We start from the raw sequence: 12,743 nt of genomic DNA, 5'->3' as shown, positions 1-12,743 counted from the left end.
CCCTACCTCCCCTGCCACTTCGGCGGGCGCTTCTCCGTGAAGGCCGCGTGGAACTCGGCGTAGTCCTCGCCGTTCATCAGCAGCGCCTGCGTCGAGGCGTCCATTTCCACGGCCGCCGCCAGCGGCATGTCCAGCTCGGCCGTCAGCAGGGCCTTGGTCTGTGCGTACGCCAGTGCTGGGCCGTCGGCGAGGCGGCGGGCCAGGGTCTGGGCTGCCTCATCGACCCTGCCCTCGTCCGTGAGCTCGCTGATCAGGCCGATCCGCTCGGCCTCGGGTGCGCGTACCGGTTCGCCCAGCATGAGCAGACGGGTCGCGTGGCCCAGACCGACGACCCTGGGCAGCAGATAGGCCGCGCCCATGTCGCCGCCGGACAGGCCGACCCGGGTGAAGAGGAAGGCGAAGCGGGCGGTGGGGTCGGCGATGCGGAAGTCGGCCGCGAGCGCCAGTACCGCGCCCGCCCCGGCGGCCACCCCGTGCACCGCCGCGATCACCGGGAACGGGCACTCCCGTACGGCCCGCACGACCTGCCCGGTCATCCGGTTGAAGTCGAGGAGCTGGGCGGTGTCCATGGCGAGGGTCGCGCCGATGATCTCGTCGACGTCGCCGCCGGAGCAGAAGCCGCGGCCCTCACCGGCCAGCACCAGGGCCCGTACCGCTCTCTCCCGGGACAGCTCGGCGAGCAGATCGCGCAGGTCGGCGTAGGCGCCGAAGGTGAGCGCGTTGAGCTTCTCGGGGCGGGCGAGGGTGACGGTGGCGACCCCGTCGGCACGTTCGACCCGCAGATGTTCCCAGTCGGGGGTGCGGGCGGCGGAGCCGGTGAAGGGACTCATGACGTGCGGCCTCCTCGGGCGGACGGCGGGCACTGCATCACTGAGCTCTACCCTTCGAGCTCTACCCTTCGAAGCTATCACCCAACTTTGACTGTCGTCACGGTCACGCGATAACCCATTCGAGTGTGACCTGACCCCGTCACATCCGTCACGGCTCGTCGACACGCGCGTAACGGTGGGATCAGCCGCGCGAGGCCGCACGTTCACCCGGGTAAGCCGCCCAGCAGTCGGGGCCGAAGGTCCCGAACGGTGCCTCTCGGAGCCTCTGCCGGGTGGGCGCCGTACCATTCATAAGGTTGAAAGCAGGACAGCCTGCTCATGAACGGACCCGCCTTGCAAGATCGCCCCTCCGCCTCCGCCTCCTGGCGCATCGCGCTGCCGCACACGGCCGCAGCCGTGCCCGTGGCACGCGCACTGGTCCGTACGGCGCTGGCCGAGCTGGAGCACGCCGCCGACAGCGACACCGCGGAGCTGCTCACGGCGGAGCTGGTCGCGAACGCCGTGGAGCACACCGCGGGGAACGGCCCGATAGAGCTCGTGGTGGAGCTGCTGCCGTCCGGCTGCCAGGTCGAGGTGCACGACCCGGACCCGGCCCCGCCGGGCAACCTGACCCACCCCACACCCGGCGAGCCCGACCCCTGGCAGGAACACGGCCGCGGCCTGCTGCTGATCCGCACCCTGAGCTCGTCCTGCGGCCACCGCCCGACGGACTCGGGCAAGGCGGTCTGGTTCAGACTGCCGGTGGTACCAGCACAACGCCGCCCGCTGTAACGCCCCAGGGGCTCGGGGCTGTATCGGATGTGCGGCTACCGCCGCGGGCGCGATCAACCACCCACGACCGGCAGTCGGCAGCGAACACGCCCCCTACGGCGCGACGCCGTCCCTCAACCCAGCGTCGCCACCAGCACGGCCTTGATCGTGTGCATCCGGTTCTCCGCCTCGTCGAACACCACCGAGTGCTCCGACTCGAAGACCTCGTCGGTCACCTCGAGCGACTCCAGCCCATGGCTCTCGAAGATCTCGCGCCCGACCTTGGTCCCGAGGTCGTGGAAGGCCGGCAGACAGTGCAGGAACCTGACGTCCGGGTTCCCGGTGGCGCGCAGGACGTCCATGGTCACCGCATAAGAGCCGAGCGCGGAGATCCGCTCGGCCCAGACCTCCTTGGGCTCCCCCATGGAGACCCAGACGTCCGTGGCGACGAAGTCGGCGCCGCGGACACCCTCGGCGACATCCTCGGTGAGCGTGATGACGGCACCGCTGCCCTCCGCCAGCTTGCGGGCACGGGCCACGACCCCGTCCGCGGGCCAGTACTCCTTGGGCGCGACGATCCGCACGTCCATGCCGAGCAGCGCACCGGTGATCAGATACGAGTTGCCCATGTTGAAGCGGGCGTCGCCCAGGTAGGCGAAGGCGATCTCCTTGAGCGGCTTGGCGCTGTGCTCCGTCATCGTCAGCACGTCGGCGAGCATCTGCGTGGGGTGCCAGTCGTCGGTCAGGCCGTTGTAGACGGGCACTCCCGCGTACGCGGCCAGCTCCTCCACCTTCGCCTGGCTGTCACCGCGGTACTCGATCCCGTCGTACATCCGGCCCAGCACGCGCGCGGTGTCCTTCACGGACTCCTTGTGACCGATCTGCGAGCCGGACGGGTCGAGATACGTCGTCGAGGCACCCTGGTCGGCGGCCGCGACCTCGAACGCGCAGCGCGTGCGCGTCGAGGTCTTCGCGAAGATCAGCGCGATGTTCTTCCCCCGCAGATACTGCGTCTCGGTCCCGGCCTTCTTCGCGGCCTTCAGCTCGGCGGCCAGCTCGACGAGCCCGAGGAACTCCTGCTCGGTGAAGTCGAGCTCCTTGAGGAAGTGGCGCCCGGCGAGGGCGGTCGGGACAGTCGCCATGGGGGGCGCTCCAGAGGTACGAGTACAGGGACCCTGGAAGTCTATACGACCATCAGCATTTCTATACAGCGCCATGGCTCCGACGCGGCTCCTATACGGCTCGCCCCTGTACAGCCTCGCGCTCGACCGGACAGCTCATACAGCGCGGCCCACCCCTCCCCCGCCCCAGCTCGCTCCCCGGGATCTCGATCACCTCGATGCCCTGCTTGCGCAGATGCGTGTTGGTGGTGGAGTTCCGCTCGTAGGCGACGACGACACCCGGCTCGACGGCCAGCACGTTGCAGCCGTCGTCCCACTGCTCACGCTCGGCCGCGTGGACGTCCTGGGTCGCGGTCAGGACGCGGATCTCGCTGAGGCCGAGCGCGGCGGCGATCGCGCGGTGCATGTGCTCCGGCGGATGGTCGGTGACCTTCAGCTCCTTGTCGCCGGCGCCCGGTTCGATCGTGTACGAGCGGAGCATGCCGAGCCCGGCGTACTGGGTGAAGACGTCGCCGTCGACCATCGTCATCACGGTGTCGAGGTGCATGAGGGCGCGCCGCTTGGGCATGTCGAGGGCCACGATCGTCTGCGCGGACCCGGCGGCGAACAGCTTGTGGGCGAGCATCTCGACCGCCTGGGGCGTGGTGCGCTCGCTCATCCCGATGAGGACCGCCCCGTTGCCGATCACCAGGACGTCCCCGCCCTCGATGGTGGAGGGGTAGTCGGCCTGCCCCTCGGACCAGACATGGAACGTTTCGTCACGGAACAGCGGGTGGTGCCGGTAGATCGCCTCGAAGTGCACGGTCTCGCGCTGCCGGGCGGGCCAGCGCATGGCGTTGACGGAGACGCCGTCGTAGATCCAGGCGGAGGTGTCACGGGTGAAGAGGTGATTGGGCAGGGGCGCGAGGAGGAAGTCGTCGAGCTCCATGACATGGAAGCGCACGGAGGTCGGCTCGGGGTGCGCCTCCAGGAACTCCCGTTTGGTCATGCCACCGACCAGGGCCTCGACCAGTTCGGCCGAGGGCAGGCTCTCGAAGGCCGCACGGAGGTGGTCCGTGGCCAGCACCCCGTACTCCTTCTCGTCGAAGACCCGGTCCAGGACCAGCCTGCGGGCCGCCGGGATCTCCAGGGCCTCGGTGAGCAGGTCGCCGAAGAGGTGGACGGTGACCCCTCGGTCGCGCAGGACGTCGGCGAACCCGTCGTGCTCGGCGCGCGCCCGGCGCACCCACAACACGTCGTCGAAGAGCAGGGCGTCCTTGTTGCTGGGAGTGAGCCTTTTGAGCTCGAGATCGGGCCGGTGAAGGATGACGCGGCGCAGCCGCCCGGCCTCGGAGTCGACATGGAATCCCATGCCTCCATCCTGACCATCGGGGGCCGTCTTCACCCCCTGCTTGACCTCCTTGCCCTCCTCTCCTTGCCCTCCGCCCCTTTCCGCCCCCGCTTTTCGTCCCCTTGACGACAATCAGCCCCCACCGTTATCGTCCGTATGACGAGAAATCGCGGAGGGGATCCCATGGCCGACATCACCCGGCGCCTCGGCTGGCGCCATCTGCGCGGCGCGCCCACGGCGCACATCCGCCACCACCGAGGCGGAAAGCTGCTGCACGACGGCCCCGGACTCAGCTTCTGGTACCGGGCGCTGACCGCCGCGCTCTCCGAAGTGCCGGTCGACGACCGCGAGTTGGCGATGACCTTCCATGCCCGTACGTCCGACTTCCAGGACGTGGCCGTCCAGGCGACGGTCACCTACCGGGTCAGCGACCCGGCACTGGCCGCGACCCGCCTGGACTTCTCCGTCGACCCGGACACGGGCGCCTGGCGGGGCGCGCCGCTTGAGCAGCTGGGGACGCTCCTGACGGAAACCGCCCAGCAGCACGCGCTGGACGTCCTGTCCCGTACGTCGCTGTCGGCGGCGCTGGTCGACGGCGTGACGGCGGTGCGGGAGCGGATCGCGACGGGCCTGGCCGGCGAGCCCCGCCTACCGGCGACCGGCATCGAGGTGGTCGCCGTACGCGTCGTCGCCCTGCGTCCGGAACCGGAGGTGGAGCGGGCGCTGCGCACCCCGGCCCGCGAGCAGATCCAGCAGGAGGCGGACCGGGCGACGTACGAGCGGCGGGCGGTGGCCGTCGAGCGGGAGCGCGCGATCGCCGAGAACGAACTGGCCAGCCAGATCGAACTCGCCCGCCGCGAGGAGCAGTTGGTGGACCAGCGCGGCACGAACGCCCGGCGGGAGGCCGAGGAGCACGCGGCCGCGGACGCGGTCAGGGCGGAGGCCGAGGCGGCACGGACGGTGCGGCTCGCGGAGGCGGAGGCCACGCGGTCCGTACGGCTGGCCCGGGCGGAGGCCGAGGGCGCGCGCGAGGTCGGTGAAGCGCGGGCGCAGGCACAGGCGGCATGGCTGCGGGTGCACGCGGAGGTGGACGTGGCGACGCTGCACGCGCTCACCGGGACGCGGCTGGCGGAGAACCTGCCGCGGATCGACAGCGTGACGGTGTCGCCGGACGTGCTGACCGGGCTGCTCGCCAGGCTGGGTACGCGCGAGCAGGAGCAGGCGTGAGCCTCGCACCGCGGGTCGTCCTCGTCCATCGCACCACGGAGTACGAGGAGTTGGTGGCCCGGCACGGCACGCACGGCCAGGCCGCCTTCTTCCTCTCCTCCCGGGGCCGCGACATCGCGGAGGTCGCCGAGCGCCACCGTCGCACGCGCCAGGCGCTGACGGAGGTGACCGCGGCGATCCCGCTCACCTGGCGTCAGAGCCGGGTGGAGCGGGCCGACCTGGACCGGTTCCTGTTCGCGCCGGAGGACGTGGTGGTCGTGGTCGGCCAGGACGGGCTGGTGGCGAACGTGGCCAAGTACCTCGCCGGACAGCCGGTGCTGGGCATCGACACCGACCCCGGCCGCAACCCGGGCGTCCTGGTGCGTCACCGCCCCGGGGACGCCGGCCCGCTGCTCGCCGCCACGCAGTCGGGAGGGGTCCGCTGCGACGAGCTCATCATGGTGGAGGCCGTCGCCGACGACACCCAGCGGCTGGTGGCCCTGAACGAGATCTACCTGGGCGCCGTCGGCCACCAGACGGCCCGATACCGCCTGGGCCTGGAGGACGACGGGGGTGTCGTCGAGGCCCAGGCCTCGTCCGGGGTGCTGATCGGCACCGGGACGGGCGCGACCGGTTGGATCCGGTCGGTGTGGCAGGAGCGGGGCGGGCGGCTACGGCTGCCCGCCCCGACGGAGGAACGCCTGCTGTGGTTCGTGCGCGAGGCCTGGCCGTCCCCGGCCACCGGTACGTCCCTGGTCGCTGGGGAACTCGCCGCCGCGACCCGTCTCCACCTCACCGTCGAGTCCGAACGGCTGGTCGCCTTCGGGGACGGGATGGAGACGGACGCGGTGGAGCTGACCTGGGGCCAGACCCTCCGCGTGGGCGTGTGCCGGGAGCGGCTGCGCCTCGTCAACTGACCGTCAACAGCCGCTGACCGTAGACGCCACTGCCCGTTGACAGCCGCTGACCGTCACAGCCGCGGGTCCACCGGCTCCGACTCCAGCGCCAGCACCCCGAACACCGCCTCGTGCACCCGCCACAGCGGCTCGCCCTCGGCCAGCCGGTCCAGGGCCTCCAGACCGAGCGCGTACTCGCGGATGGCGAGGGACCGCTTGTGGTTGAGGAACCGCTTCCGCAGCCGCGCCAGGTTGTCCGGCCGTGTGTACTCCGGACCGTAGATGATCCGCAGGTACTCACGGCCCCGGCACTTGATACCGGGCTGCACCAGACGTCCCTCCCCACTCCTCACCACCGCGCCGAGCGGCTTGACGACCATGCCCTCGCCGCCCCGGCCGGTCATCTCCAGCCACCAGTCGACACCGGCCCGCACCGACTCCGGGTCACCGGTGTCGACGTAGAGACGTCGGGTGGTCTGGAGCAGCCCGGTGCCGTCGTGCTCCACCAGCCGGTCGAGGAGCGCGAGCTGCTCGTCGTGCGGGAGGGCGGCGAGGCTGCGGCCCTGGACGGCGAGGACCTGGAACGGTGCCAGGCGTACGCCGTCCAGGCCGTCCGTGGCCCAGCAGTACCGGCGGTACGCCTCCGTGAACGAGGCGGCGTCGGCGGCCCGTTCACGCTGCCGCGCCAGCAGGTCCGCCACGTCGACGCCGCGCGCCGCGGCTCCCTCCAGCGCGGCCAGCGCGCCGGGGAACACCGCCCCGGAGGCCGCGCCGACCGCCGCGTACTGCGAGCGCAGCAGGCCCTGCGCCTTCAGCGACCACGGCATCAGCTCGGCGTCGAGCAGCAGCCAGTCCGTCTCCAGTTCGTCCCAGAGACCGGCCTCGCCGACCGCCGCCCGGACCCGCTCCAGGATCGTCTCCGTCACCGACTGGTCGTCGAAGAAGGGGCGACCGGTACGGGTGTACAGCGACCCGGTGGGCCCGTCCACCCCGAACCTCTTGCGCGCGACCTCCGCGTCCCGGCACACCAGGGCCACGGCCCGCGAGCCCATGTGCTTCTCCTCGCACACGACCCGCTCGACGCCGTCCGCCGCGTACTGCGCGAAGGCCTCCGCCGGGTGCTCCAGGTAGCCCTCCATGTGACTCGTGGCCGTAGGTGCCATGGTCGGCGGAAGGTACGGCAGCAGGCGCGGGTCGACGGCGAAGCGGCTCATGACCTCCAGGGCCGCGGCCGCGTTCTCCTCACGGACCGACACCCGGCCCGCGTGCCGGGTCTCGACGATCCTTCGACCCTGCACGTCGCCCAGGTCGAGCGGCCGTCCGTCGTGCCCGCCCGGTGCCCCCGTCCGCAGCGGCTTGGCCGGCTCGTACCAGACCTGCTCGGCCGGTACGTCGACCAGTTCCCGCTCCGGCCAGCGCAGCGCGGTCAGCTTGCCGCCGAAGACGGCGCCGGTGTCCAGGCAGATGGTGTTGTTCAGCCATGTGGCGTCCGGCACCGGAGTGTGGCCGTACACCACGGCGGCCCGCCCTCGGTAGTCCTCCGCCCACGGGTAGCGCACCGGCAGACCGAACTCGTCGGTCTCCCCGGTGGTGTCGCCGTACAGCGCGTGCGAGCGGACCCGCCCGGACGTACGCCCGTGGTACTTCTCCGGCAGCCCCGCGTGGCAGACCACCAGCCGGCCGCCGTCGAGGACGTAGTGGCTGACGAGCCCGTCGATGAACTCCCGTACCTCGGCCCGGAACTCCTCGCTCTCGCCCTCCATCTGCTCGATGGTCTCGGCGAGTCCGTGCGTGTGCTGGACCTTGCGGCCCTTGAGGTGACGCCCGTACTTGTTCTCGTGGTTGCCCGGCACGCACAGCGCGTTGCCCGACTTCACCATCGCCATGACACGGCGCAGCACACCCGGGCTGTCCGGGCCGCGGTCGACGAGGTCGCCGACGAAGACGGCGGTACGGCCCTCGGCGTGCACCCCGTCGACGTACCCCAACTTGCCCAGCAGCGACTCCAGTTCGGAGGCGCAGCCATGGATGTCGCCGATGATGTCGAACGGGCCGGTGAGGTGGGTGAGGTCGTTGAAGCGCTTCTCGGTGACTACGGTGGCGTTCTCGACGTCCTCCACCCCGCGCAGGACGTGCACCTTGCGGAAGCCCTCGCGCTCCAGGTGCCTGAGCGACCGGCGCAGTTCACGGGTGTGCCGCTGGATGACCCGGCGCGGCATGTCGGCCCGGTCGGTGCGGCTGGCGTTGCGCTCGGCGCACACCTGCTCCGGCACGTCGAGCACGATGGCGATCGGCAGCACGTCGTACCGCTTGGCCAGGTCGATCAGCTGCCGTCGGGCGTCCTGCTGCACGTTGGTGGCGTCGACGACCGTGCGGCGGCCGGCGGCCAGGCGCTTGCCGGCGATGTAGTGCAGGACGTCGAAGGCGTCCCGGCTCGCGCTCTGGTCGTTCTCGTCGTCGGAGACCAGGCCGCGGCAGAAGTCGGAGGAGATGACCTCGGTGGGCTTGAAGTGCCGGCGGGCGAAGGAGGACTTGCCGGAGCCGGAGGCGCCGACGAGCACGACGAGGGAGAGGTCGGTGACGGGCAGGACCCGTCCCTCGGGTGTCCGGGTGGTGGTCTCGCTCATGCGGCCTTCGCCTCCTTCTCGTCGTTCACGTCGCTCCGCATGCTGAAGACGGCCATCTGGGTGGGCGGCCCCACCTCCGGGTCGTCGGGCCCCACGGGCACGAACTCCACGCCGTACCCGTGCCGTTCGGCCACCGCCGCCGCCCAGGTCCGGAACTCCTCGCGGGTCCACTCGAAACGGTGGTCACCGTGCCGGACGTGCCCCGCCGGGAGGGACTCCCAGCGGACGTTGTACTCGACGTTCGGGGTCGTCACCAGAACCGTCCGGGGGCGGGCGGCGCCGAACACCGCGTACTCCAGGGCGGGCAGCCGCGGCAGGTCGAGGTGCTCGACGACCTCGCTGAGCACGGCGGCGTCGTAGCCCTTGAGCCGGTTGTCGGTGTAGGCGAGGGAGCTCTGGAAGAGCTGCACGCGCGAGGCCTGCCGCTCCCCCATCCGGTCCAGCTTCAGCCGCCGCCCGGCGATGGTGAGCGCCCGCATCGACACGTCCACGCCCACGATCTCGGTGAACGCCGGGTCCTTGAGCAGTGCCTGCACCAACTGCCCCTGTCCACATCCGAGATCGAGCACGCGCGCGGCACCGGACGCCCTCAGTGCGGCGATGATCGCGTCCCGCCGCTGCACGGCGAGCGGAGTCGGCTTCTCCTCCGTCTCCCCCTCCGCCTCGACGGCGTTGTCGATGTCCTCGACCTCGCTGTCGTCGGCCTCCGCGAGCCGCACCAGCTCCAGCCGCTCCATCGCCTCCCGGGTCAGCGACCAGCGGCGCGACAGATACCGGCTGGTGATCACCTTCTGCTCCGGGTGGTCCGGCAGCCAGCCCTCCCCGGCCCGCAGCAGCTTGTCGACCTCGTCGGCGGCGACCCAGTAGTGCTTGGCGTCGTCGAGAACCGGCAGCAGGACGTACAGATGCCGCAGGGCCTCGGCGACGGTCAGCGCCTCCGACTCCAGGACGAGCCGCACGTACCGCGAATCACCCCACTCGGGGAACCGCACGTCCAGCGGCACGGGTTCGGCGGTCACCGCCCACCCGAGCGGCTCGAACAGCCGCCGTACGAGTGCGGGGCCGCCCCGGGCCGGAAGCGCGGGCACCTCGATCCGCAGGGGCCTCGTCTGCGCCGGAAGACCCGGCCGGGCGTTGCACACACCGCGCATCGCGCTGGAGAACACACTGCTGAGCGCGACCGCGAGCAGCGAGGAGGCGGCGTACGGCCGGTCGTTGACGTACTGCGCGAGCGCCGCGTCGGGCGCGCCGCCCCGGCCCTTGCCCTTGCCCCGCCGGACCAGCGCCACCGCGTCGACCTCCAGCAGCAACGCGGCCGTGCAGCGCCCGTCGCCCGCCTCCGGGTAGAGGACGTGAGCCTTGCCGTAGGAGGTGGAGAACGCCTGCGATTTCTCGGGATGCTTGTGCAGCAGGAAGCCGAGATCGGTGGCCGGACGCTCCGGAGTGCCGGTGGTGGTGATGGTCAGGAACACGGTGGGTGGCCTTGGAGTAGTGGGCTGAACTGCGGATACGCCCACCGTACAGAGCGGGCAACGGCAGCACCCGAGAATTTTCGCTAGCCTCCGACCGTCCGGGCGTTCGAACGACGTACGGCTGAGCGCCCACGTATGAGTAAGCGTTTGTGTATGCGTATGTGTATGCCCAGAAGCGGAGGCCCCGTGACAGACGCCGGATTACGCGCGCCCCACCTCGACACCAGCAAGCCCCACTCGGCCCGCATGTACGACTACTTCCTCGGCGGGAAGGACAACTACCCGGTCGACGCGGAGGCGGCCGAGCAAGTGATCTCGCTCTTCCCCGCCGTAAGGGAGATGGCCCGCACCAATCGCTGGTTCATGCACCGCGCCTCCCGGCTGCTGGCCGAGCGCGGGGTAGGCCAGTTCCTCGACATAGGAACCGGAATCCCGACCGCGCCGAACCTCCACCAGATTGTGCAGGGGATCGTCCCCGACGCCCGCGTCGTGTACGCGGACAACGATCCGATCGTCCTCCGGCACGCCGAGGCCCTGCTGCACAGCACACGCGAGGGAAAGACCGCCTACGTCCACGGCGACGTACGGGAACCGGGAAGGATCCTCGCGGCGGCGCGCCGGACCCTCGACTTCACCCAGCCGATCGCCCTGTCCCTCGTGGCGCTCCTGCACCTGGTACCGGACGAGGACCGACCGGCACAGATCGTGGGCGAGTTGATCGAGTCCCTCGCGCCCGGCAGCTATGTGACGCTGTCGCACGCGACGGGGGACTTCGACCCGGAGACCTGGGAGCGCGTCGTCGAGGTGTACCGCAGGGGCGGCACTCCGGCCCAGGTACGACCGCGCGACGCGTTCGCCGCCTTCTTCACGGGCCTCGACCTGCTGGACCCCGGCGTGGTGCTCGCCGCGGCCTGGCACCCCGAGCTCGGCGAACGACTCGGCGGCGAGGACATACCGCTGTACGTAGGGGTCGCCCGCAAGCCATGACGACGCCACGCGTCCGGCGGATCACACCGCACGGCCCGGTCCGCCGGACGCACCGCTGTCGCCCGTACCAGCCCTACGACAGCTGCGACTGAACCTGGGAGGAGATCAACTCCAGGTGGTCCAGGTCGTCGAGGTCGAGCACCTGGAGATAGATCCGCTGCGACCCGATCTCCTGGTAGCGACCGATCTTCTCGACGACCTCGTCGGGAGAGCCGGCCAACCCGTTGAGCTTCAGCTCGTCGACCTGACGCCCGATGGCGGCGGCGCGCCGGGCGACCTCTTGCTCGTCCTTGCCCACGCACACCACGAGGGCGTTGGAGTAGACGAGGTCGTCACCCTTGCGCCCGACCTCCTCGGCGGCGGCCCGCACCCGCCCGAACTGTCGCTCGCTGTCCTCGATCGAGGCGAACGGCATGTTGAACTCGTCGGCGTACTTGCCGGCCAGCCGCGGGGTACGGGTGGCGCCGTGGCCGCCGATGAGCACCGGGATCTTGTCCTGGGCGGGCTTGGGCAGGGCAGGCGACTCGCTCAGCGTGTAGTGCTCGCCCTTGAAGTCGAAGCTCTCCCCGACCTTGGTCGCCCACAGCCCCGTGACGATGGCGAGCTGCTCCTCCAGCCGCCCGAACTTCTCCTTCGGGAACGGGATGCCGTACGCCTTGTGCTCCTCCTCGAACCACCCCGCGCCCAGGCCGAGTTCGACCCGGCCGCCGGACATCTGGTCGACCTGGGCGACCTGGATGGCGAGCACACCGGGCAGCCGGAAAGTGCCGGCGGTCATCAGGGTGCCGAGGCGGATCCGCTTGGTCTCCCGTGCGAGACCGGCAAGCGTGATCCAGGCGTCGGTGGGCCCGGGAAGTCCGTCCCCCGAGCCCATCTTCACAAAGTGGTCGGACCGGAAGAAGGCGTCGAAGCCAAGATCCTCCGTGGCCTTCGCCACGGTGAGAAGGGTGTCGTAGGTGGCCCCCTGCTGGGGCTCGGTGAAGATGCGAAGATCCATGTCCCCATCCTGCACGCCGCGACGTCCGTCAACCGCACGGGTCCCCCTGCCTCCTCCGTCCCCGGTCGGGTGAATTCCGTCAACGCCCATGCCGGCCCCTGCCCGGGCCAGTGACCGCCTCCGACGGTGATCGTTGGCTCGAACGGAGCCGGACCGCCCGGCGCCCGCCCCCGTCCTTCCGGCCGCCGGGGCGTCATCGTGTCGGCCCACTGCCACTGGGGGCCGGAGGCCCGAGGAGGCCGTCATGTCCGAGGAATCCGCACCACAGCACACCACTGGCGCCGGGCAGCCCAAAGGACTGCTGCAGCAGATGGAGGAGCTGATGGCAGCCCTGAACGCGGACCTGTCGGCCCTGGACGCGGACCTCCAGTCGACCGGGGCCCAGCGGCAGGACGAGCCCGGCTGACACCCCGGGCGACCGAGCCGACTCCCTCGCCCCCGCCGCCCCTACCCGTCCCATCCCCAGGGGCTCCGCCCCTTCAACCCCACCAGGGGGCTCCGCCCCCTGGACCCCCATCGGCCCTGAA

Annotated in this window: 11 protein-coding genes; 5 read left to right on the top strand and 6 right to left on the bottom strand. The window is 71.0% G+C overall.

Going from position 1 to position 12,743, the window contains the following annotated elements; genetic code table 11:
- Nucleotides 1-2: 2 nt before the first annotated feature.
- Nucleotides 3-830 carry an enoyl-CoA hydratase family protein gene (locus ADK36_RS15400; protein ID WP_048583699.1) on the bottom strand — a complete coding sequence of 276 codons (828 nt, stop codon included), beginning with the start codon at nt 828-830 and terminating at the stop codon, nt 3-5.
- A 318-nt stretch (nt 831-1,148) separates the two neighbouring features.
- Here ADK36_RS15400 and ADK36_RS15395 point away from each other — a divergent pair, with 318 nt between their 5' ends.
- On the top strand, nt 1,149-1,601 hold the full coding sequence (locus ADK36_RS15395) for an ATP-binding protein (RefSeq protein WP_048583698.1): 453 nt from the start codon (nt 1,149-1,151) through the stop codon (nt 1,599-1,601).
- 113 nt (nt 1,602-1,714) lie between these two features.
- Here ADK36_RS15395 and argF read toward each other — a convergent pair whose 3' ends face one another.
- Nucleotides 1,715-2,722 carry an ornithine carbamoyltransferase gene (argF, locus tag ADK36_RS15390; RefSeq protein ID WP_053197921.1) on the bottom strand — a complete coding sequence of 336 codons (1,008 nt, stop codon included), beginning with the start codon at nt 2,720-2,722 and terminating at the stop codon, nt 1,715-1,717.
- Nucleotides 2,723-2,813: 91 nt separating this feature from the next.
- On the bottom strand, nt 2,814-4,052 hold the full coding sequence (locus ADK36_RS15385) for an arginine deiminase (RefSeq protein ID WP_053197919.1): 1,239 nt from the start codon (nt 4,050-4,052) through the stop codon (nt 2,814-2,816).
- A gap of 162 nt (nt 4,053-4,214) precedes the next feature.
- Here ADK36_RS15385 and ADK36_RS15380 point away from each other — a divergent pair, with 162 nt between their 5' ends.
- Together ADK36_RS15380 and ADK36_RS15375 are read left to right on the top strand one after the other, a co-directional pair.
- Complete coding sequence (locus tag ADK36_RS15380) at nt 4,215-5,258, top strand: SPFH domain-containing protein (RefSeq protein ID WP_048583695.1); 1,044 nt, start codon at nt 4,215-4,217, stop codon at nt 5,256-5,258.
- The gene (locus tag ADK36_RS15375; protein WP_048583694.1) at nt 5,255-6,154 is read left to right on the top strand and encodes an NAD(+)/NADH kinase; all 900 of its coding nucleotides are present in this window, start codon (nt 5,255-5,257) and stop codon (nt 6,152-6,154) included. The genes ADK36_RS15380 and ADK36_RS15375 overlap by 4 nt, the downstream gene beginning before the upstream one ends.
- 53 nt (nt 6,155-6,207) lie before the next feature.
- Here the strand turns inward: ADK36_RS15375 and ADK36_RS15370 are convergent, their stop codons facing one another.
- Together ADK36_RS15370 and ADK36_RS15365 are read right to left on the bottom strand one after the other, a co-directional pair.
- Entirely contained in the window at nt 6,208-8,760 is a 2,553-nt protein-coding gene (locus tag ADK36_RS15370; protein WP_048583693.1) for a polynucleotide kinase-phosphatase, read from the bottom strand.
- Nucleotides 8,757-10,232, bottom strand: a complete 1,476-nt coding sequence (locus ADK36_RS15365) for a 3' terminal RNA ribose 2'-O-methyltransferase Hen1 (protein ID WP_048583692.1) — start codon at nt 10,230-10,232, stop codon at nt 8,757-8,759. The genes ADK36_RS15370 and ADK36_RS15365 overlap by 4 nt, the downstream gene beginning before the upstream one ends.
- Before the next feature lie 186 nt (nt 10,233-10,418).
- On the opposite strand from ADK36_RS15365, the gene ADK36_RS15360 reads away from it, so the two are divergent.
- Complete coding sequence (locus ADK36_RS15360; protein ID WP_107086868.1) at nt 10,419-11,219, top strand: SAM-dependent methyltransferase; 801 nt, start codon at nt 10,419-10,421, stop codon at nt 11,217-11,219.
- Nucleotides 11,220-11,292: 73 nt separating this feature from the next.
- Here the strand turns inward: ADK36_RS15360 and ADK36_RS15355 are convergent, their stop codons facing one another.
- A complete protein-coding gene (locus ADK36_RS15355) occupies nt 11,293-12,216 on the bottom strand; it encodes an LLM class F420-dependent oxidoreductase (RefSeq protein WP_048583690.1) in 924 nt (307 codons plus the stop codon).
- Between the two features lie 244 nt (nt 12,217-12,460).
- Here ADK36_RS15355 and ADK36_RS49510 point away from each other — a divergent pair, with 244 nt between their 5' ends.
- Nucleotides 12,461-12,622: a hypothetical protein gene (locus tag ADK36_RS49510; protein WP_199830184.1), complete on the top strand. Its 162-nt coding sequence runs from the start codon at nt 12,461-12,463 to the stop codon at nt 12,620-12,622.
- Nucleotides 12,623-12,743: the final 121 nt, after the last annotated feature.

Source organism: Streptomyces viridochromogenes, from assembly GCF_001270495.1.
Taxonomy (GTDB): Bacteria; Actinomycetota; Actinomycetes; order Streptomycetales; family Streptomycetaceae; genus Streptomyces; species Streptomyces viridochromogenes_A.
This window is presented reverse-complemented; position numbering and strand designations above follow the sequence as displayed.

Bases quoted from the DNA above. Each gene is read 5' to 3' on its own strand.
- ADK36_RS15400 (WP_048583699.1), bottom strand. From the start codon at position 830: ATGAGTCCCTTCACCGGCTCCGCCGCCCGCACCCCCGACTGGGAACAT.
- argF (WP_053197921.1), bottom strand. From the start codon at position 2,722: ATGGCGACTGTCCCGACCGCCCTCGCCGGGCGCCACTTCCTCAAGGAG.
- ADK36_RS15355 (WP_048583690.1), bottom strand. From the start codon at position 12,216: ATGGATCTTCGCATCTTCACCGAGCCCCAGCAGGGGGCCACCTACGAC.
- ADK36_RS15380 (WP_048583695.1), top strand. From the start codon at position 4,215: ATGGCCGACATCACCCGGCGCCTCGGCTGGCGCCATCTGCGCGGCGCG.
- ADK36_RS49510 (WP_199830184.1), top strand. From the start codon at position 12,461: ATGTCCGAGGAATCCGCACCACAGCACACCACTGGCGCCGGGCAGCCC.
- ADK36_RS15385 (WP_053197919.1), bottom strand. From the start codon at position 4,052: ATGGGATTCCATGTCGACTCCGAGGCCGGGCGGCTGCGCCGCGTCATC.
- ADK36_RS15370 (WP_048583693.1), bottom strand. From the start codon at position 8,760: ATGAGCGAGACCACCACCCGGACACCCGAGGGACGGGTCCTGCCCGTC.
- ADK36_RS15395 (WP_048583698.1), top strand. From the start codon at position 1,149: ATGAACGGACCCGCCTTGCAAGATCGCCCCTCCGCCTCCGCCTCCTGG.